Source organism: Streptomyces sp. NPDC048643, from assembly GCF_040650615.1.
Lineage (GTDB): Bacteria > Actinomycetota > Actinomycetes > Streptomycetales > Streptomycetaceae > Streptomyces.
This window is the reverse complement of record NZ_JBEZHO010000063.1, coordinates 1-19,605: the sequence shown is the minus strand read 5'-3', so window position 1 is coordinate 19,605 and position 19,605 is coordinate 1. Positions and strand designations below refer to the sequence as shown.

Genomic DNA, 19,605 nt, shown 5'->3' with positions numbered 1-19,605 from the left:
GGCGTACAGAAGACCAGGCAACCGCCGTGACGACAACCCCCTGAGCGGCGACGACGCACGTCGAGGCAGCCGCAGGGCGGGCAAAGCGGACACAGGGGTCAGGAACGGGCCAGGACCGGATCGCTGTTGTAGGCCTCCACCTGCAGGGACGGACGGCCGGACGCCAGTGCCGACGCCGGCCAGGACAGCGTCACCTGACGGGACTCTCCCGGCAGGAGCCACAGGTAGTTGTCGCTGTACAGCGTCGGCAGGACGCGCTCCCGGCCGTCCCGGTCCAGCAGCGAGAGCCGGACCATCGCGGCGACGGCCGTGCCCCGGTTGCGGACGGTGGCGGTCAGCTCGTGGCGCGCCCCGGCCTGCGACAGACGGGAGACCGAAGCGGACAGCTTGACCTTCCGCGCCGAGTTGAGTGCCTTCAGCGCGGCCGGGGTCCGCTGACGCCAGTACGTGTTGCTGGACAGCGGGCGGCCCGCGGAGTCCTCCAGGGCCAGCCGCAGTAGATGCAGGTCGGGCAGGTCGTCGGTCCAGCCGACGGTCAGGGCCCGGGTGGTGGTCGCGGCGGCCACCTCGACGCCCGCCGTGCGGGTGGCCCCGTGCTGCCGGCCCGACAGGTCGTACAGGCGGGCGGTGACCTTCGCCCCCTTGAGCGCCCGGCTGGTGTGGTTGACCGCGATCACCTGCCCGGTCCGCGGATCCGCTTGCACATGCAGGGGCTCACAGGCCGAACGGGCGCCGTAGTAGGTGCCGTTGACGTCGAAGTCGTAGTCGTAGGTCTGCCACACCGTGCTGTGCCACGCGGGGTGGGACATCCACAGCATGAGACCACTGGCGTCCTCCCACAGGTGCGCGTTCCACGCCTCGAACATGGCGCGCGTGTTCTCGTAGTTGACGAACTGGGCCTTGCGCGCGAAGTCGTCGAGGTCGGTCGCCGTGCCGAGCCGGGTCTCGATGGCCGCCTTGTAGTTCTGCGGCGCCTGGTTCCCGCGCTCGCTCCAGTCGTGGTAGTACCACGCACCGCGGATCGGCCACTCCGGCTCGTCGCCCGTCATGTTGCGCAGACTCGCCGCGGTGGAGACGACCGGCATGCCGATCTCGGTGTGGAAGCCGAAACTGTTGCTGCCGTACGTCGACGGCTCGTAGTACTTCTCCGGCTCGACCCAGCCGTAGGGGCCGCCGCCCGTGATGATGCCGCCGGCCGAGTTGTTCTGATAGAGGATGCCGGGCGCCTGCTGCTCGACCGCCTCCCGCATGCCCTTGTCGATGGCGGCCGGGGGATTGCCCTCGTTGGCCCCGCACCAGACCACCACACTGGGGTGGACGCGATAGCGCAGCACGGTGTCCCGCGCCGTCGCGTTGAAGGCGTCGTGGTCCGGCGGGTCCATACCCCAGGCGTTGGGGAAGTCGTTCCACACCAGGATCCCGTGCTCGTCGCAACTGGCGAAGAACTCCTCGCGGTTGCTGCTCCCGACCCAGTTGCGGATCATGGTGAAGTTCATGTCGCGGTGCATGCGCACCGCCGCGTCCATCCGCTCGGCGGGCATCCTGCGCAGCAGTTCGTCCCAGCCCCAGTTGCCGCCGCGCACCAGGACCCGTACGCCGTTCACGCTGATCTTCAGCGGCTCGGGGGTGTTGGTCACCGAGGTGACGTCGGTCCACGCGTCACCGTCGTCCGACACCTGGATCGCATAGGTCTTCGGATAGGCGGCCTCCCACACGATGGCGACCCGGTCGAAGCGCCGTGCGCCGCCGAGGTCGACCCGGAGCCACTGGTGGTCCGCGTACTCCGAGGACCAGCGCGTGCCGGGGTCGCCGTCCGTGGCGGCTGAGGCCGGGTGATCGGACTCCTGGGTCGAGGCGGTGGCCGTCCTGCGCAACGCGAGGTCGGTTCCCGGCTCGGCACTGTCGATCACCGAGAGGGACCACAACGAGTTGCCCCAACTCGTATTGCGCAGACCGCAGTTGATGCGTACGTAGCGTGCCGTGCGCGGAGTGAAGTCCTCCACCTGGAGGCTGGCGTCGCCGCTGTTGAAGGGCAGCGGCACCGCGGTGTTGTCGACGGACTTCACGTCCCGCCACTCATCGCCGTCCGCGGACACCTGCACCACGTAGGTGCGGGCGTACGCCTGCTCCCACACCAGGTCGACCCGGTCGAAGGACTGTGTGGAACCCAGGTCGACCCGGATCCACTCGTCGTCCTGGTAGGCCGAGGACCAGCGGGTGGCCGGGTCGCCGTCCGTGACGTTGCCGGCCGCGTGGCCGTCCTCGTCCGTCGTCGACGCGGAGGCGTCGGCGTGCAGCGCGAGGTCGGTGCCCGGCCGGGCGCTGTCGAACACGGACAGCGTCCACAGCGAACTGCCCCAGTCGGTCGCCCGGGTCAGGCAGCGGACGCGGACGTGCCGGGCCTGCTGCGCGCCCACGTCCACGGACTGGGTGTACGCGTCACCGGAGGCGACGAAGGGGAGCGGCACGTCGTACTCGTAGCCGAACTGGCGTATGCCGAAGCGGGTTTCGCGCCGGTCGCTCTCTGAACCGTCCACCAGGGCGACCAGCGTCAGGTCGTGCAGACGCGCGCTGCCGAGCCCGTTGGGCCACCACAGCTCGGGGTTCCGCAGCCGCAGCCTGCTGAAGGCGTCGGGGGCGAAGACGACGTCGACGCTCCGGCCGGCCGGGACCGTGACGGTGCGCGATACGCGTACGGTGCCGAACGACGCGGTGACGGTCGCCTTGTGGTCGGCGGAGTCGGCGTTGCGGACCGGGACGACGATGGTCAGTTCGGCCGTCGAGGTGTCGGGGAGGTCGGGCAGCACGGTGTCCACCCGGGGATCGCCGATCACGACCTGCCCGGTCGATCTCAGGCGCACGTGGTTCCAGATACCGGCGACCCGGTCACGGACGGCCGGCATCCAGTCCCAGCCCGAAGAGGCCAGGTAAGTGGGGGAGTTGAGGTTCATCTGGTTGGCGCCGGCGTCGACCCAGGCCTCACCGGCGGGGCCCTTGTCGCCGGGGCTGCCGGGCACGGGCATCGGCGTGATCTTCACCGCCAGCGCGTTCTCGCCCCGGGTGTCCAGGAGGTTCGTCACGTCGTGGGCCGAGCGGGCGAACGGGTACAACAGGTCGCCCACCTGCTTGCCGTTGAGCCAGATGTCGGCCCGGTGGTTGATGCCGTCGAACTCCAACCAGATCCGCCGCCCGGCACCCGTCCGCAGACCACGCGGCAGCTCGAAGTCCCGCTTGTACCACCAGGAGTGGCGGGAGAGGGCCTCGGGGATGTGCAGGTTGTTCAGGCCGGAGACCGGGTCCGGCAGCTTGCCCTGGTCGACCAGGGACGCGAGGACGGTACCGGGCACCGTGGCCGGCAGCCAGGTCCGGGTGTCCACGTCGGTCTTCGACAGCGACGCGCCGTCACCCTTGGCCCAGTCGTCCATGGTCAGCGTCCAGCCGGACTCCAGCGGCACCGTGCCGTCGCCGGCCGGCCTCAGCGCAGGGGCGTGCCCGTCGTGCGTGCCCCAGTCCGTCCACCCGGTGGCCGAGGGGCGGCGTCCCTGCGCGGAGCCGAACACCTCGAAACCGTTGACGCCCAGGGGGTTGGGGCTGGACCGCTTGCGCGAGGTCAGCCGCACCCAGCGTGCCGTGGTCGGCTTCGGCAGCTGGATGTCGACGACGCCACCGGTGCCGGCCGTCGTGCGGTACACGCTCGTCCACGAGGTGTGATCGCGGGACGTCTCGACCACGAAGTCGACCGCGTAGCTGGAGAGGATCTCCTTGCCCGTGGTGCCGTCCGCCCAGTTCCCGGTCGCCGGAGGCGTGAACACCGGGTCGCTCGCGTCCGCTTCGAAGGTGAGCCGGATCCAGGTGACCCGGCAGTCCGCCTGGAGATCGACCGAGATCCACTGCGGATCGCCGCCTCCTGCCCGCCATCCGGTGCCCCGCACGCCGGGGGAGGCGACCCGGTCGACCACGAACTCCCCCGGCGTGGGGGCGTAGTCGGTGGACGACACGGTCACCGGCCGGTAGACGGCGAGTTCGTCCTCGGATCCCTGCGCGACGACGGGGCCCTGGCGCTCGGCGGCCACGGCGGAACCGGGCAGCGCGGTGCCCAGACCGAATCCGGCCAGCAGCGTCGAGCCGGTGAGCACGATCGATCGTCGGGAGGGGGAGTGCGGCGGATTCGGCTGGGCCATCAGCGGGTTGTCCAATCACACAGGTGGTGCTTGAGGAGCACAGGAAGGGCGGCTGGGGAGTATGGCAACGTTGTCAGGGCGAATGACAACGTTGCCAAAGAGTGTGACGCGTGAAGGTTCCTGTCAAGAGTTGGGACGTCGATTGCCCCGGAATCGGGCTGACTTGCAGGCCGGGAGCGGCGGTACGACGGGCGTGGAGCGTGGGGGAGTCGCAGCCGTTCTCGGCGCTGGTTTCGGCCAGCCGGCCATCGGAGTACTGCCCGCCCCAGGCCTTCACTCCCGCCCTGTCTGCGGGCAGTGCAGGCAGAACGGACTGACCGGGCAGCACCGGAGTGGAAGGTCTGCACCGAGGTCGTCCTCCTCGTGCAGACGGCGATGATCGGGATCCTGCGGCTGGCAGGTTTCTCCGTGGCGCGGGCCGAGGAGGTCGACGACGTCGCCGAGGGCGACGTGTACGTTCACGCCGATACGCGACCGTCCGTGTGAGTGCCCTCATGATCCGGGGCGCGCTCGCCGACCGACATGATCCCCGTGCCCCGATTCCTTTCGCCGCCGTGCCCGGTCTGTATGGCCGAACACGTTCACGGCGAAAGGGAAGATCATGACCAGCACCGAGGCACTCACCGTTCCGTCGGCCGCCCCCGAGGCCGAGCGGGCTGTTCGGGGCGTCATCGGCGACATCTACACCGCCTGGGCGGCGAACGACGCGGACGCGTTCGTGGAGCGGTACGCCCCTGACGCGACCGTCCTGCTTCCCGGCACGTTCCGGCACGACCGGGAGGAGCTCCGCACCGCCATGGCGGCCGCGTTCGCCGGCCCGCTCAAGGGCTCCCGGGCGCTCAACGAGGTGCGGAGCGTCCGCTTCCCCGGTGAGGGCACCGCGCTCGTGATCTGCGAGAGGTCCGTCGTCCTCGCGGGGGAGGACGAGCCGCGTGAGGAGTCGCGGGCCCTGGACAGCTGGGTGCTCTCGGAGTCGGACGGCGCCTGGTGGGTGAGGGGCTTCCACGGCTGCCCGGCCCGCCAGGTCTGAACCGGGATCACGCCCGCGTTCGGCGGGGGTCCGTGTTCCCGGGCCCACCGAACGCCGGCGCTGCCGGAAGCCGGCCTGCCCTGCGGATTCCGTCGCCCCTTGTCCCTCGGGCCTTACCTCTCGGGTAATCGACCCCGACCGGCTTGGCTGGCAACGTCGTTCCCGACGGAGACCGATCGGCCGGAAGGAACGCCATGACCGCCTACGCCATAGCCCACCTGCGGGAAGCCGCCCCGCACCCCGAGATCGCCGCCTACATCGAGCGGATCGGCGCCACCTTCGAGCCCTACGACGGCCGCTTCCTCGTGCACGGCGTGCAGCACGAGGTCGTGGAGGGCGGCTGGCCGGGCCACGTCGTGGTGATCGGCTTCCCCGGCATCCCCGAGGCGCGCGCCTGGTGGGAGTCCCCCGCGTACCGGGAGATCGCTCCGCTGCGCTCGCGGCACATCGAGGGGGACATCATCCTCGTCCCGGGTGTCCCCGAGGGATACGACCCGGCGGTCACGGCCAAGGCGATGCGCGAGGCGCTGCCGGCCGAGTAGGTGTCAGGCCGCGGGGCGCGGTCACTGCGGGGGCGCTTCCGTCGGATGCGGTCGGCGTTGAGCTGGGAGCTGGGAGCTGGGAGCTGGGAGCCGGTACGACGGAAGGGACGGCGTCCCCCGAACCACGGGTGACGCCGTCCCTTCCGCTGTGCACGCGTCGGTGCGCTCAGGCGGGGAGGCCTGGACCGGGCCGCTCCGGACGCGGGGCCCGATGGAGACGGGCACCCCGTCCGGAGCCGGACCGGACGTGACGGGTCAGCAGGCGCCCTCGTCCTGCCACGGACCCCAGTCGGAGGCACTCGGTGCCTCGTTCTGGGTCCACCACTTGGCTTTCCAGTTGTGATGGTTGTACGAGGCCTCGTTGCCGGCGGTGTACACCGCGGACGAACTCCACGCCGTCTTGCACGCCCCGCTCGGAGGCGTGGGCGTCGGGGTCGGAGTGGGCGTCGGGGTGGGCGTGCCGGTGGGCGGGGTCGCTCCCGCGAACTTCACCGAGTACTTGGCGAAGTCCCACGAGTTCTGGGCCACGCTGGAGCAGGTGCCCGACGTACGGCCGCCGTTGTCGGCGGGCGAGCACTGGCGGTCGCGGTTGAGGGACCAGAAGGTGAAGCGGTCCATGTTGTGACTGGTGGCGAAGTCCAGCACGGTCTGGAAGTCGGCCTGCGAGAAGTACTCGCCGGTGTCGCTGCGGCCGTTCATGCCCGAGAAGCCCTCGTGGGCGTACGCGGTCGACTGGTCCCAGCCGAAGGTGGACTGGAGGATCGTGTTGAAGTTGGCGAGCGCGCTGGTCTGCGACGCGGCGCCGTTGAACCCGCCGTCGAACGGCATGATGGAGAAGTTGTTCGGCGTGAAGCCCTGCGACTTCGCCTCCAGCAGCATCTGCTTGCCGAACCAGCCGGTGCCGTCCGCCGTGCCGGCCGTGGTGACCGAGACGTACAGGCCGGGGTTGTTCTGCTGGAGGATCTTGGCAGCGCCGATCTCGTTCTTGATGGCCGCCGTGTTCTCGTACTCCGGCTCCTCCAGGTCGAAGTCGATCGCGTGCAGGCCGTACTTGGTGATGACCTGCTGGTACGCCGCCGCGGTGGAGGCCGCGTCCGAGCAGGCCTGCCCGAGCTTGGTGCCGCCGTACCCGCCGATGGAGACGGAGACGTCACCGCCCTTGGCGCGGATGCCGTTGATGACCGACTGGACGGCGGTGTCCGAGGAGACCGCCGACGTGCCGCCCCACGTGGGCGAGCAGCCGCCACCGTTGGGAGCGAGGATGAAGGCGAGCTGGAACGCCTTGAGGCCTGTGGCGTCCATGATGGCGCCCGCGTCCGGCGGTTCGTTGTCCGTCGGCATCAGGTAGGGGGCGGCGGCGTACCAGCGGTTGCTGAGCGCGGTGGTCGCGCCCGAGGCGTTGCCCGCGACCAGCGCGGTCGTGCCGACTGCGGCCAGGCTGACGGCTGCTGCCGCGCCCAGACATGCGCGAAGACGTCTCACGGTGCCTCCAGAGGGGGTGGGGGAGTGGCCATAGCTTCCGGCCACTGTCGCGATCACGTCAATGAGTTGGACTAGACCAGATAGGTCTTTGGACTAGACCATGCAATCTCTTTACCCAAGGGCCGGGCGTGCTCCGCTCTTTGTGGTGCGCATGAGGTCAATGCGGGCGCAGGCGGGCCGAGTTGCGGGTGTCCGACTTGCGAGGTGGTTGGCGGTCCCACGTCCCGCTCGGAAATCCCGTGCGCAGACATCTTGTCACTGAGTGACACCCGCTCCTACTCTCCTGATGTGACTCGGGAGTAACTAACGGGCTTCGCACGGGACTTCGACGTCCGTCACCCCGGTCACAGGCACCCGAACAGCGCACCACCGGACCACCAGACACAGCACGGGACGGCGCAGCCGCAGCCACGAGCACCGGGGCTCCGCCGTGCACAGCTCCTCAGCACATGTCTCGCCCGGCACCGCACCACGTGCGGACGGGCGCCCCCGCACGCGTCGCCGGCCGACGACGCGTGCGCGGTGGCGCACGTCCTGGGTCAAGGCGCACCCCACGCCCGGGTCCAGGGCGTACGCGGCCCTCCTTCACCACCTGACGCCGTCCCCGTGATGGGGGCTGCCCTGCTGCGCCGTCCCCGTGACGGGGCTGCCCCGCTCCACCCCGACCGGTGCCGCACGCCGTATTCCCCGCGGTGGCGGCCCGGTCGGCTCCCCAACCGGGTCCGCCCGTCGAGCCGTTGACGCCGGACGCCCGCACCACCGACCCCCTTCGAGGAAGCAGGGAGTGAGCCGCATGGAACGACCCCACCGACCCCACGGCCCCGAAAACGCACCCCATCCCAGGTCCGCCCGACGGCCCCGCGCAGAGCGGTCGTTGCCCGGGGCCCGTCCCGGAACCACCGCGCCCCGGGGCGGCCGGCTCCTCGCGACGGCCCTCGCCGTCTGCGCCTGCCTCGCCGTCCAGGCCCTGCCCGCCACAGCCGCCACCGGAGCGGCCGGCACCGTGTCCCGCGGGGTGCCGATCCCCGCGTTCTACGACCCGCCCACCACTCTGCCGGCGGCCAACGGCGCGATCGTCCGCAGCGAACCCCTCCCGCTCGCCCTCAGCCTGCCCGGCCTCAACGGCCCCTTGCCCGGCACGGCGACCCGCCTGATGTACAAGTCCACCGACTCGAACGGCGAGCCCGTCGCGGTGACCGGCGCCTACATCGAACCCTCGGCCGCCTGGAAGGGCGGCGGCCCACGACCGGTGGTGGCCGTCGCGCCCGGCACCATGGGACAGGGCGACCAGTGCGCGGCCTCCCTGGGGCTCCAGCACCCGATCACCCTCAACGGCGAGACCGTGTCGGTCGGTTACGAGGACCTGTCGATCTACCGCCTCCTCGCCTCCGGCACGGCGGTGGTCGTCACCGACTACGTCGGACTCGGCGCGACCGACCGGCTCCACACGTACGTCAACCGACTCGACGGCGGCCACGCGCTGCTCGACGCCGTCCGCGCCGCACGCAACCTGACCGGGGCGTCCGTCACCTCCGCCTCACCCGTCGGCCTCTTCGGCTACAGCCAGGGCGGCGGCGCCAGCGCCTCGGCGGCCGAACTCCAGCCCTCCTACGCCCCCGACATCACCCTCGCCGGCACGTACTCGGGGGCGCCGCCGGCCAACCTCACCGAAGTGATCAAGGGCATCGACGGCAGCGCCCTCGCCGGCGCCCTGGGCTGGTCCCTCAACGGCTTCCTCCAGTCGGACCCCGAACTGCGGGCCTTCGCCGACGCCCACCTCAACGCCGCCGGGAAGGCCGCGCTCTCCGACCTGTCCACCATGTGCGTCGGCGACTCGATCTTCGGATACGCGTTCAAGAAGAGCACGTCGTGGACGACCGACGGGAAGTCCATCAGCAGCATCGTCGCCACCACCCCGGCGCTCCAGACCGTCCTCGACGAACAGCGCATCGGCAAGCTGAAGCCGACCAGCCCGGTGCGCGTGGCCACCGGCGTCCAGGACGACATCGTGCCCCACGCCCAGGCCCGCCAACTCGCCGTCGACTGGTGCCGCAAGGGCGCCGACATCACGTACGACGCCGTGATCCTGCCCAACCTCGGCGACGGACTGCTCACCAACCACCTCGTGCCCCTCCTCACCGACCAGGGCGACGCCATCTCCTGGCTCACCGACCGCCTCTCGGGCAAGCGCGCCACCTCCAACTGCTGGTCGATGCCCCTGCAACCCTGACCGGTACGCCCCTGGACCCCGGCGAGCGTCGAGCCGCCGGGGTCCTCGGGCTGTCGGAACGCGCCGTATCCGACCGCCGCGGCGGAGCGCGGACATCCGCATCGCGGCCGGTTCACGGGGTGGTGCCGCCCCTGCGATGAGGCGAGGATGCTCCTTCGCGCGGCGCTCGCAGCGGCCCGCTCCCGCAGTCGCCCTCGTGGACGACGGCCCGGGAGGGACGGCGACGTCCGCACGCCGAGGAGCGAAGGGGACATCCGATGGGTTCACACGCGGCGCCCGGCCGGCGCAGGCGCGCCCTGCTGATGCCGCTCGGTCTCGTCCTCCTGGCCGGCGCGCTCTTCTGGGTCCCGAGCGCCGACGGAGCGCCCCGTCCCGCGGACGCCTGTCGCAGCACCGGCAACGCCCTGCCGCGCGGCGACTGCGGCCCGTTCTGGCAGGTCCTCGCGGAGGACTTCAACGGCGACCGGGTGCCGCTGGGCTCCTTCAGCGACTGCGACCACCACGCCGACACCTCCGCCGCGTACTGCGGTGGACTCAAGGGCGCCTACCGCGACAACTGGTGGGCCTACCCGACCGGTTGGCAGGACACGGCGAACGACCGGGACAGGAAGGTCGTCGGCACCTACCACCCGGAGGACACGGTGAGCGTGGGCCCCGGCGAACACGGCGACGGGATGATGCACATCCGCATGTGGCGCCCCGAGGACGGCGGCCCCGTACACGCTGCGGCGCTCGTGCCGCGTGCCGTGATGCAGATGGCGTACGGCAAGTACAGCGCCCGCATCAAGGTGACGAAGGTGGCTCCCGGATACAAGTCGGCCTGGCTGCACTACGGCGACGGCTGCGAAATGGACCATCCCGAGGGGGAGTGGACGGGCGGCATCACCGCCTTCCACCACCCCTGCGGCGGGGGAGAGCAGGGCTACTTCCCGAGCGACGCCGACTGGACCGAGTGGCACACCGTGTCGACGGAGTGGACACCCGGACACGTGCGCTTCTTCGTCGACGGCCGCCGGATCGGCGAGGACACCCGAGGAGTCCCCTCCGGCCCCCTCTCCTGGGTGATGCAGAACGAGAGCGCCCTCGAAGGCCCCGGCGCGGCCCCCGGCAGCAGCGCCGAACTCGACGTGACCTGGGTCGCCGCCTACGCGTACGACTGGAAGTGACCGCCCCGGGGCTGACGGCCTCGGGCGCACGGCGAAGGGTGGTGCGGCGACTCGGAAGCCCCGCCGAACGGGCCCTGCCCCTCCGCCCCGGTGCGCCCGATCCGAAAGACAAGCGGACGTATTCGCTCAACGCGTGCCCATTTAGGCAAAAGCGCCTTGAATTCGGCCGACTGTTTCTAGGCTCGCCTCCTGTTTCTCAGGAACGGGGAGGCCCCACGTGCCGCAATCCCACCGGACGGACGAGCGTGATCTCGTCCTTCCCAGCGGTTTCGACGACATCGTCCGCGTGATCGACCGCCATGTCGCCGACCGGCGGGCCGGGACACCGACGGGGCGGCGCGCGTCGAGTCACCGCTTCCCCGCCCTGCTGCTGGCCCGCGAAGCGGCGGTCGACCCGGGCATCACGGCGACGACCGCGGCCGCCGTCACGACCGACGACACCGGTCGAGGCGCCGCCGACCCGGAGCTGTCGGCCCTGGTCCACGCCTACCAGCACCGCCTGGTGCGCCTCGGCTCGGGCGAGACGGGCCACCTCGCGAGCCTCGCCCCCCATGCTCTGGTCGACGAGGAACTGCTCGCCTGCGAACGCCCCGGGGAGGACGACCAAGGCAGCGACGGCCCCCACGTACGACTGCTGGACCGGGTGGCGCGACAGTTCCGCGCCTCCATGCCCGACGGCTCCGGCACCCTCCGGCTCCCCGAGTTCGACGCCTGCCTCTCAGTCCTGCGCGCCGACATCGCCCCCGGCGACGTGACGGACGAACGACGGGCACTGCGAGACCGGATCTACGACAAGTACGCCTGGAAGTTCGGCTTCGCCGCCGAGGTCACGCGCCTCGGCGAGGAACTCGGACCACGACAATGGTCCGCGATCACGAAGGTGGTCACGACACCCCTGGCCTGGCTGTGGCGGTGGTCGTACGGACTGCGCGTCGATCGAGGAGCCCGCTTCCGCTGGGTCGGGGCGATGCTCGACGAACCAGGCCGCAGCTTCCTCAACTCCGCGATGTCCCTGCGCGACGCCCACCTGCGCTCCAGAGCACAGGAACGCGCCGGCCGGGAAGCACCCGACGACGCCACCCCGGCGGCGGCCTCCGCGCTGTACGCGGCGTCCGCCGTGTCGGCCCGCGACGAGGCCGTGGTCCGACAGGTACTGCTCACCGCCCTCGTCCACGACCTCGCCCGCGCCGCCCGCCCCCCGGTGTGGAGTGCCCGCAGACCACGGCGACGCTGGCCCTTCGTCCTGCTGCTGCCGACGGTCGGCGGCGACGACTCCCCGAGCCGCAAGCTCCTCAACTCCTTCGCCGCGGTGGCCGAGGACCTCGGGACATGCCCACTGCTCGTCCTGGGCGCCGCCACGGCGGACCTCCCGCCGTACGCCGTCCCCCTGCCCCGGCACACCATCCCCGTCCAGGGCACCCGGCACCTCGACACCGGCTCGACCGCCCAGGCGGTGGCGTCCCTGCTCGCGGCCGGCGCCGCCGGACGCCCCGTCGAAGCCGTACGACTGGTGCCCCTGTCCCGCGTCCCCGACAACGGAACGACGGCCGAACGGCTCGCGGTCCAACGGACCGTGCGCTCCCGCGACCGGCGGGCCACCGACTGGCTGCGCCCGGTCGTGGCCGCCGTGGCCGTGACGGCACTGCTCGCCACCGGACTGTTCCAGGTGCTGCGCCCCGACGAGACACACCCCCGCACCAAGCCCCCCACGGCCAACCCCTCGTGCCGGCACGTCAGCACCGGCGAACGCGTCGGCATCAGCGACGGAGCCGACCACTGCGACCTCGCCCACGGCCTCTACGCACCCGAACTGCGCTCCCTGGAACACACGTTGGGCGAGCAGAACGCGCAGGTCGACCGGACCAAGCCCTACCGCACCCTGGTGTTCTTCGCCCCGCTGAGTGTCGGCTCCACGTCCCGCCGCACCGTTCCCACGGGCTTCCAGATGCTGCGCGGGGCACTGTTCGCGCAGAAGCAGGTCAACGACCTGATCCTCAAGTCGCAGATGCCGATCCGGCTGCTCGTGGCCAACGCGGGGGAGTACTTCGCCTTCGGCTCGCACGGCGGCCTCAACACGACGAACCACAGCGGTGTCGACGTGGCCGACATGATCGTCGACCGGATCCACAGGGACCACATCGCAGGTGTCATCGGCCTCACCCAGAGCCGCCCGGAGTCCCTCCAGGCAGCAGCCGAACTCGACGCCAAGGGCGTCACCGTCATCGGCACCGGCGTCTCCGGCCAGCCCATGGTGGAGGGCAACTCCCCGGTGTCGTACTTCCAGCTCTCGCCCCCCGACGCTCGGATCGCCCGCGTCATGGCCGCCTTCGCCCGGCACTCGCCCCAGCTGGCCGCCCTCACGAAGATCGACCCCGGGCACACCGCCCCGGCCGCCGTCGTGGTCTTCGACCCCCGAGACCACTACTTCAGCGCCGACTTCAAGAAGAGGTTCACCGACGCCTACGGCCACGACGGGGCGGTGTACCCGGTGCCGTACAGCGAGTCGGGCAACGACAGTCAGACCCCGGCCGTGGCGGCGAACATCTGCACCCTGATCCGGAAGACGGACGGCTTCGTCCTCTACGCCGGACGGTCCGGCGTCATGCACGACCTCTTCTACTACCTCCAGGGCGACAAGGAATGCCGCACCCACCAGGGCCGGGTCGCCGTCCTCGCGGAGAGCCCCGCTCCGGACCTCGTCCTGCACCCGGAACTGATGCCCCGGAACTACGGCTCCCTGAGCCTGTTCTACAGCCAGTTCAGCGTGCCCGACCCGCAGGGCTCGTTCGCCGGCAGCTTCCGGCAGTCCTTCAACCTCTCCTCGGACAGCGACGCGGCCGCCGGATACGACGCCGTAAAGGTCTACTTCAAGGTCATGAACGAGATCTCCGTCACCGACCCCGAGTTCACACCCAGTGCCGTCGTCACCTTCCTCCAGTCCACCGGAGTCGCCGACTACGTCGGGGAGTCAGGGATCATGACCATCGGCAAGGGCCACAAGTACCCCGCGGACAAGGAGATCGACATCCGCGAGATCACCGCGGACGGCCGCAAGCTCACCGACCTGACCTGCGGAGCGGTCACCGCTAAAGCCGACGTGATCACACGCTGGGGCCCCAACGGAACCTTCCTCTGCCCGGAGGACGACTGAACACCGGACCCGGAACAGTCGACCGCCTCTCCCCGTCCCCTCCAGCCGACCGGACCCGGCGCCCCACCGCCGGCCCCGGGTCGTCGGACGACAGACAGCTCCTACTTCTCGTCGAAGACGAGATCCTCCGCAGGCCGGTTCAGCCGGACCGTGTTGCCGTTCGTGACCTCAACGACCGTGTCGAACCCGGTCCACTGCCCGCTGGAGAGGATGAACAGCCGGTCCTCGCGCTGCTCCAGATAGGGACGGAAGCCGTCCAACGACGGATCACCGTCGTTCAGTTGCAGATAGTCGGCCAGCCGTCGGAACAGCTTGGGCAGCAGCACCGCCGTGTCCGTCAGTGTCGACTGCCCCTCCACCTTCGCCCCGCTCTGTGTCTGGTCGGCCGGCCAGAGCCCGCGCCCGTCCTGCCGGGCCTGTTCCGCCGCCAGGGACATCTCCTGCCGCAGGTCGACGAAGAGATTCCGGTAGAAGGTCGGGTAGGCGAGCCCCTCACCGAGCTGATGGTGGTTGGCCGTCCGCCGCAGCTGCTCGACGTCGACGGTGAGGAGTTCACCGCTGGCACCGGGAGCATCGGCCCCACGGCCCGCGAGCGCCACACAGCGTCCGTGCACGTCCGCGTTACGCGTCAGCACGTAGCCGGGCACGGACTCGGGAACGCTCCGCTTCACGATCCCACTCGCGGCACGCTCCACCTCCTCGAACCCCAGCCAGTCGAGCAGTGCCTCCGCGGCCCGGCCGGCGAACGGGGCGGGCTGGTGCAGTTCGGGCCCGTGCGGCGGACGGTAGTGGGTCTCCAGGGTGTCGATCCCGTCCAGCCGCAACTGTGCACCGCCGGACCGGTTACGGCGCACCTTCCGTCCCGGCACCAGATCCCACTCGCCGGGATCGTCCGGCACGAACCGCACGGAGTCCCCGTCGGGACTCGCTCCGACGATCCGGTACGCACCCTTGATCAGCAACATCGGCATGGCAGTTCCCCCATCGGTCGCAACGCCCCTTCCACCATGGGGCGTTGCGCCGTCCATGCCACCGCCCGGGACCCCGACCGGTACCGAAGTCATGCAATGAGCGGATGGCACCGACGCATGGGGCCGACAGGGCGTACGCCAACAGTGAGTGCCGCCGTGATGGGTGCGTCAGAACTCCTCGTGGGTGTCCGGGTCTCCGCCGAGACGACGGTGCGGATGGTCGGAGACGGCGGCCAGTTCGTCGAGGGTCAGCTCGAAGCCGAAGATGTCGAGGTTCGCCCGCTGGCGGCCGGGGTCGGCGGACTTGGGGATGGGAACGGCCCCGAGTTGGGTGTGCCAGCGCAGCACCACCTGTCCGGGTGTCACCCCGTGCGTCTCGGCGATCTTTCCGAGCGCCGGCTCGTCCAGCAGGCTGGAGCCGCGGCCCAGGGGGCTCCAGCTCTCGGTGATGATGCCCTTGTCGGCGTGGAAGGCGCGCAGTTCGTCCTGCGGGAGGTAGGGGTGAAGCTCGATCTGGTTCACCGCCGGGAGGACCCCGGTCTCGGCCTCCAGCCGGGTGAGGTGTTCCGTCGTGAAGTTCGAGACGCCGATCGACCGCACGAGGCCCTGCTCCCGCAGCTTGATCATGGCCTTCCAGGAGTCGACGTACTTGTCCACGCGCGGCAGCGGCCAGTGGATGAGGTACAGGTCGACGTAGTCGAGTCCGAGACGGCTCCGGGACTCCTCGAAGGAGGCGAGCGTCTCGTCGTAGCCGTGATGCCGGCCCGGGAGTTTCGTGGTGACGACGACCTCTTCGCGCGGGACGCCGCCACGGGCGATGCCCCGGCCGGTGCCGGTCTCGTTGCGGTAGTTCGTCGCCGTGTCGATGAGGCGGTAGCCGACACCGAGGGCGCTGCTCACGGCTTGCTCGGCCTGTGTGTCGTCCATCGGCCAGGTGCCCAGACCGACGGCCGGGATCGTCGTTCCGTCATGGGCGGTGAGGGCCGGAATGCTGGTCACGGGGAGCCTTTCGAGTCGACGACGGGTACGTACCCATCGTGCACGGGTGCCGTTGTCGAGGCGACGCGGGCTCTCGGTGCGTCGGTCTCGGTCAGCCTTCCGACCCGTGCGCCGACCCCGCCGAAACGGCACCCGAACCGGCCCGCCCGGTGAGAGGCGGACCGGCCGGGGCAGGCCCGGTGTGGAGGGATCAGGCCGTGTGGAGCGTGAGCCCGTAGCGGTTCAGGATCTCGTTGATGGGCTGGTACCAGGTCTCGCCGCCGCTGCTGCAGTTGCCCCAGCCGCCGGAGGTGACGCCCTGTGCCTGGTCGCCGCTGATGAACGAGCCGCCCGAGTCGCCGGGCTCGGCGCAGACGCTCGTCTTGGTCATCTGGTGCACGGCGCCCTGGCTGTAGTTGACCGTCTCGTTCTTGGCGAGGACGTTGCCGCAGTGCCAGTGCGAGGTGGAGCCGGAGCGGCAGATCGACGCGCCGATGGGAGCCTCACCGGAGCCGCGGACGAGTTGGTCGGAGACGGTGCCCCAGCCGAGGACGACGGGAACCGTCCACCAGCCGCTGCCCACGTTCACCCAGGCGTAGTCGTTGTCCGGGAACGAGGAGCCCTGGAAGTTGCCGATGTAGCTGTGGTCCCAGCCGCTGACACCCGCGCCGGCCTGGCCGCAGTGTCCGGCGGTGACGAAGCCGCCGTACACGGAGAAGCCTATGGAGCAGCGGACGTTGCCCGTGTAGTACGGGTCGCCGCCGACCGTGCCCGCGGCGAAGGTGCTCGGCGCCGTGGCGGTCTGCCGGACGGTCACGGGACCTGCTTTGCGGGCCCGGGCCACGAAGGACCGGACATCGTTGTCATCCTTGTGAGGGGAGACCACGTTCACGACGACGGCGCTGGACCTGGGGTCGACGTGCCAACTGCTCACGCCGGCCGGTGCGTCGAGTTTGTCGAGGCGTTTCATCGTGGCGTCGAGCTGGCGCTCGCTGTGCTTGACGAGGGTGACCCGCGCACCGGTCGACTCGACGGCTTCGCGGGAGGCCGCCGTGGTCAGCGCGACGACCAGCCGGCCGCTCTTCACGTCGAACCACGAGCCCCCGTACGTGGTGCCTGCCTTGGTCCGGGCGGTGCGCTCGACGGCGCGTGCGGTGGTCTCCTGGGAGAGCCGGGTGGTGGCCTGCTTCTCGGTGAGCCCGAGGTCGCGCTGCATCGCCGAGATCAGCGCCGAGGAGGCGGGGGCCCGGGATGCTGTGGGGGTGGTGAGGGGGGCGTCGTCGGCGGCGGCCTGGGTGAGTCCGACGGTGGCGGCGCTGACGAGCAGGCCCGCGGACACGGCGGTGCGCAGAACTGTTGTGCGTCTCAAGGGAGTTGCCTTTCGTCGATCCGATGGTCGGTGAGTGGGGCGAAGGGCAGGAGAGAGCGCTCTCAGAGTTGCGTGGTCGAGAATAGTCAATGAGGTTGGGCAGGTCCATGCCAATGCATGACCACTCTTTGGGATCACGCTTCGGCGGCACGAGAACGATCATTCGGCCGGGCGCCCCGGCCGGACGTCCTGCGTCACACCCGATCGGATTCGGACTCCTCGGGGACCGGTTCTCCGCGATCTTGGGCGGCAGTACGCGGTCACGGCCGAACACCGCCTGACCACGGCCGCGTTGGCAGTAGGCTCACCCTGCTGCGGCGTCCCGGTCACCTGTTCCGACCGGCCCTTCGACGGCTCGCGGCGACGGACGGATCTCTACGGCGTGAGGATGAAGTACACGTGCTGATAGCGGGGCGGTATCGGCTGCACACCACTCTCGGGCGGGGCGCGATGGGGGAGGTGTGGCGGGCCCAGGACGAGATGATCGGACGGCCCGTCGCCGTCAAGCTGCTGCTCTCCCAGGACGCCGACCCGACCGCCGCGGCCCGGTTCCGCCTGGAGGCGCAGACCGCGGGACGGCTGAACCATCCTCATGTGGTGGGGGTCCTGGATTTCGGGTCGTTCGAGGACCGGCTCTTCCTGGTGATGGAGCTGATCGAGGGCGACAGCCTCTCCCACGTCCTCGCCACCACGGGCACCCTTCCCGCCGAGCGGGTGGCGCGGATCGCCGCGCAGGCCGCCGCCGGGCTCGCCGCCGCGCATCAACAGGGCATCGTGCACCGGGACATCAAGCCGGGCAATCTGATGCTGGACGCCGACGGGAGCGTCAAGATCGGCGACTTCGGGATCGCGCGGTTCATGGACGACCCGGCCGGCGGCCTCACCGCGACCGGACAGATCGTCGGTACCAGCCTCTACCTGGCCCCGGAGCGGGCCCTCGGGAAGACGGCGGGGCCGCCGTCCGACATGTACTCGCTCGGCTGCGTCCTCTATCAACTCCTCACCGGACGGCCGCCCTTCCAGGCCGCCAGCGCCGTCGCGATCCTCCACCACCACCTCGACACCGCGCCGACCCCGCCCCGCGAGCTCGGCGCCGAGCTGCCGCCCGCGTTCGAGAACTACCTTCTCGGCCTCCTCGCCAAGCAGCCCGACGACCGGCCCACCGCGCAGCAGGCGGCGTCCTGGTACAGCACCGGCGCCTGGCAAGGGCGTCCGGAACCGCTCCCGGCCGTACGGCCGGCGCAACGCCGGAGCAGGCCCGACCTCGGAGTCGTGGGCCCCGCGACCACGTACGCCCTGCCGTCGGCCGCGCCGTCCCACGGGGCGACCGTCACCCGGGACGCGGCGGGTGCCCGTCGCTCACGCAGACGCAGACGTCCCGGCGTCGGTGAACTCCTCACCCAGCGGCCGCGAGCGGTGGGCGCCGCCGCGGGAGCGGTGGTCTTCGTCCTCGCGGTGCTCGTGGGCGTGGCCTGGTTCTCACCCGACAGCAGCTCCGCGGAGACGCCTCGGCCCGGCTCGGACGGCACGGTCAGCTCGTCTCCGACGGTCGCGACGCCGTAGTGGTCCGGGCTCGGCCTGTTCAGGTGGGGGACGGCTCATGGCGGCGCGCGCCGTCCGTTGTCCCGTCGGGGTCCGGACCACCCCTGCCGGCCTCGTCCGGGTCCCTCTTTTTCTCGGACTCGACTGACGGGGCGTCCGCCTTCCCCGACTGCCGCTTCGACAGCGCGGCCTCCAGGGCGACGCGTATGTCGTCCGGGAGCGTGCCGCCCCGGCCGAAGGCGAGGACCTCGTCCGCGATGACGTGCAGCTTGCGGTTGGTGTGCTGTGAGGTCTCGCGGAGCACGTCCCAGCTGTCCTCCGGGCCGATCCGGCCGAGGACCAGCAGGGCACCGATGGCCTGATCCACCGTGGCGTGCGACGACACGGCACGGTGCAGGTGGGTGCGCTCCTCGTTGAGCTTGTCGTTCTCCCGCACCAGGTCCGTGGTGGACAGCAGGCGCAGGGGATCGGACCTGGATATCGCGAAGAACGCCATCGCTCTGGTTGGGGTCGGCTGATCATTCATCATGGATCGTCTGCCCCGGATCGGCGTCGCAATCCCCACGAACTGGCGCACTCCGGCCGGTTCGGCCGTACCTAAGCGGGTGAGAGTCGAGTCCGTGCCTCCGGGCGCAACCGAACGGGGGCCCCGCCGGAATGTCTCCGGCGGGCCCCCGTTCCGGGCTGCTGCTGCGGTCAGATGCCGCGCTGCGTCTGGTAGTAGCCGCCGACCTGCTCGTGGTAGCCGGCGTCGCCGACGTGCTTGTCCTTGTCGAACTCGGGAGAGTCCTTGATCTGGGCCTTGGTGAGGGCGACGTGGATCCTGTGCTCGTCCAGGTCGACGGACTGCACCGTCCCGGCGGGCAGGAGGACGTGCTTGCCGAAGATCCATACGCCGGTGTCGACGACGAGGTAGGAGGAGTCGACGTCGTCCGAGTGCTTGTCGACCTTGCCGATGCTGCC

At 70.7% G+C, this 19,605-nt stretch carries 14 protein-coding genes; 7 read left to right on the top strand and 7 right to left on the bottom strand.

The genetic code is table 11. The features are described from left to right. Positions 1 to 98: 98 nt before the first annotated feature. Entirely contained in the window at positions 99 to 4,181 is a 4,083-nt protein-coding gene (locus AB0C62_RS37490; RefSeq protein ID WP_362981058.1) for a discoidin domain-containing protein, read from the bottom strand. Positions 4,182 to 4,478: 297 nt separating this feature from the next. Here AB0C62_RS37490 and AB0C62_RS37485 point away from each other — a divergent pair, with 297 nt between their 5' ends. The 3 genes from AB0C62_RS37485 to AB0C62_RS37475 all read left to right on the top strand — a co-directional run bounded on the left by AB0C62_RS37485 (position 4,479) and on the right by AB0C62_RS37475 (position 5,753). Continuing rightward, on the top strand, positions 4,479 to 4,667 hold the full coding sequence (locus AB0C62_RS37485; RefSeq protein WP_362981056.1) for a hypothetical protein: 189 nt from the start codon (positions 4,479 to 4,481) through the stop codon (positions 4,665 to 4,667). Positions 4,668 to 4,782: 115 nt separating this feature from the next. Then, complete coding sequence (locus tag AB0C62_RS37480; RefSeq protein WP_362981054.1) at positions 4,783 to 5,211, top strand: SgcJ/EcaC family oxidoreductase; 429 nt, start codon at positions 4,783 to 4,785, stop codon at positions 5,209 to 5,211. A gap of 194 nt (positions 5,212 to 5,405) precedes the next feature. After that, positions 5,406 to 5,753 (top strand): DUF1330 domain-containing protein, encoded by a 348-nt coding sequence (locus tag AB0C62_RS37475; protein ID WP_362981052.1) that lies wholly within the window; start codon positions 5,406 to 5,408, stop codon positions 5,751 to 5,753. A gap of 255 nt (positions 5,754 to 6,008) precedes the next feature. On the opposite strand, the gene AB0C62_RS37470 is transcribed toward AB0C62_RS37475, so the two are convergent. Then, complete coding sequence (locus AB0C62_RS37470) at positions 6,009 to 7,235, bottom strand: chitinase (protein ID WP_362981050.1); 1,227 nt, start codon at positions 7,233 to 7,235, stop codon at positions 6,009 to 6,011. 874 nt (positions 7,236 to 8,109) lie between these two features. On the opposite strand from AB0C62_RS37470, the gene AB0C62_RS37465 reads away from it, so the two are divergent. The 3 genes from AB0C62_RS37465 to AB0C62_RS37455 all read left to right on the top strand — a co-directional run bounded on the left by AB0C62_RS37465 (position 8,110) and on the right by AB0C62_RS37455 (position 13,782). After that, positions 8,110 to 9,465 (top strand): lipase family protein, encoded by a 1,356-nt coding sequence (locus AB0C62_RS37465; RefSeq protein ID WP_362981048.1) that lies wholly within the window; start codon positions 8,110 to 8,112, stop codon positions 9,463 to 9,465. A gap of 257 nt (positions 9,466 to 9,722) precedes the next feature. After that, positions 9,723 to 10,631 carry a glycoside hydrolase family 16 protein gene (locus AB0C62_RS37460; RefSeq protein ID WP_362981046.1) on the top strand — a complete coding sequence of 303 codons (909 nt, stop codon included), beginning with the start codon at positions 9,723 to 9,725 and terminating at the stop codon, positions 10,629 to 10,631. A 217-nt stretch (positions 10,632 to 10,848) separates the two neighbouring features. Beyond that, positions 10,849 to 13,782, top strand: a complete 2,934-nt coding sequence (locus tag AB0C62_RS37455; protein WP_362981044.1) for an ABC transporter substrate-binding protein — start codon at positions 10,849 to 10,851, stop codon at positions 13,780 to 13,782. 101 nt (positions 13,783 to 13,883) lie between these two features. On the opposite strand, the gene AB0C62_RS37450 is transcribed toward AB0C62_RS37455, so the two are convergent. The 3 genes from AB0C62_RS37450 to AB0C62_RS37440 form a co-directional block, all read right to left on the bottom strand. Then, entirely contained in the window at positions 13,884 to 14,753 is an 870-nt protein-coding gene (locus AB0C62_RS37450) for a nuclease (protein ID WP_362981042.1), read from the bottom strand. 168 nt (positions 14,754 to 14,921) lie between these two features. Continuing rightward, positions 14,922 to 15,752: an aldo/keto reductase gene (locus tag AB0C62_RS37445; protein WP_362981040.1), complete on the bottom strand. Its 831-nt coding sequence runs from the start codon at positions 15,750 to 15,752 to the stop codon at positions 14,922 to 14,924. Between the two features lie 190 nt (positions 15,753 to 15,942). Beyond that, positions 15,943 to 17,100: a S1 family peptidase gene (locus AB0C62_RS37440; RefSeq protein WP_362981038.1), complete on the bottom strand. Its 1,158-nt coding sequence runs from the start codon at positions 17,098 to 17,100 to the stop codon at positions 15,943 to 15,945. Positions 17,101 to 17,499: 399 nt separating this feature from the next. Here AB0C62_RS37440 and AB0C62_RS37435 point away from each other — a divergent pair, with 399 nt between their 5' ends. Further along, positions 17,500 to 18,663, top strand: a complete 1,164-nt coding sequence (locus tag AB0C62_RS37435; protein WP_362981036.1) for a serine/threonine-protein kinase — start codon at positions 17,500 to 17,502, stop codon at positions 18,661 to 18,663. Between the two features lie 19 nt (positions 18,664 to 18,682). Here the strand turns inward: AB0C62_RS37435 and AB0C62_RS37430 are convergent, their stop codons facing one another. Both AB0C62_RS37430 and AB0C62_RS37425 read right to left on the bottom strand, forming a co-directional pair. Next, positions 18,683 to 19,138 (bottom strand): ANTAR domain-containing protein, encoded by a 456-nt coding sequence (locus AB0C62_RS37430; RefSeq protein WP_362981034.1) that lies wholly within the window; start codon positions 19,136 to 19,138, stop codon positions 18,683 to 18,685. 200 nt (positions 19,139 to 19,338) lie between these two features. Beyond that, the coding region (locus AB0C62_RS37425; protein WP_362981032.1) for a PRC-barrel domain containing protein at positions 19,339 to 19,605 on the bottom strand (267 nt) is incomplete at its 5' end.

Excerpts from the sequence above, each read along its gene's own strand:
- AB0C62_RS37480 (WP_362981054.1), top strand. The coding sequence starts at position 4,783 with ATGACCAGCACCGAGGCACTCACCGTTCCGTCGGCCGCCCCCGAGGCC.
- AB0C62_RS37475 (WP_362981052.1), top strand. The coding sequence starts at position 5,406 with ATGACCGCCTACGCCATAGCCCACCTGCGGGAAGCCGCCCCGCACCCC.
- AB0C62_RS37430 (WP_362981034.1), bottom strand. The coding sequence starts at position 19,138 with ATGGCGTTCTTCGCGATATCCAGGTCCGATCCCCTGCGCCTGCTGTCC.
- AB0C62_RS37490 (WP_362981058.1), bottom strand. The coding sequence starts at position 4,181 with ATGGCCCAGCCGAATCCGCCGCACTCCCCCTCCCGACGATCGATCGTG.
- AB0C62_RS37450 (WP_362981042.1), bottom strand. The coding sequence starts at position 14,753 with ATGCCGATGTTGCTGATCAAGGGTGCGTACCGGATCGTCGGAGCGAGT.
- AB0C62_RS37460 (WP_362981046.1), top strand. The coding sequence starts at position 9,723 with ATGGGTTCACACGCGGCGCCCGGCCGGCGCAGGCGCGCCCTGCTGATG.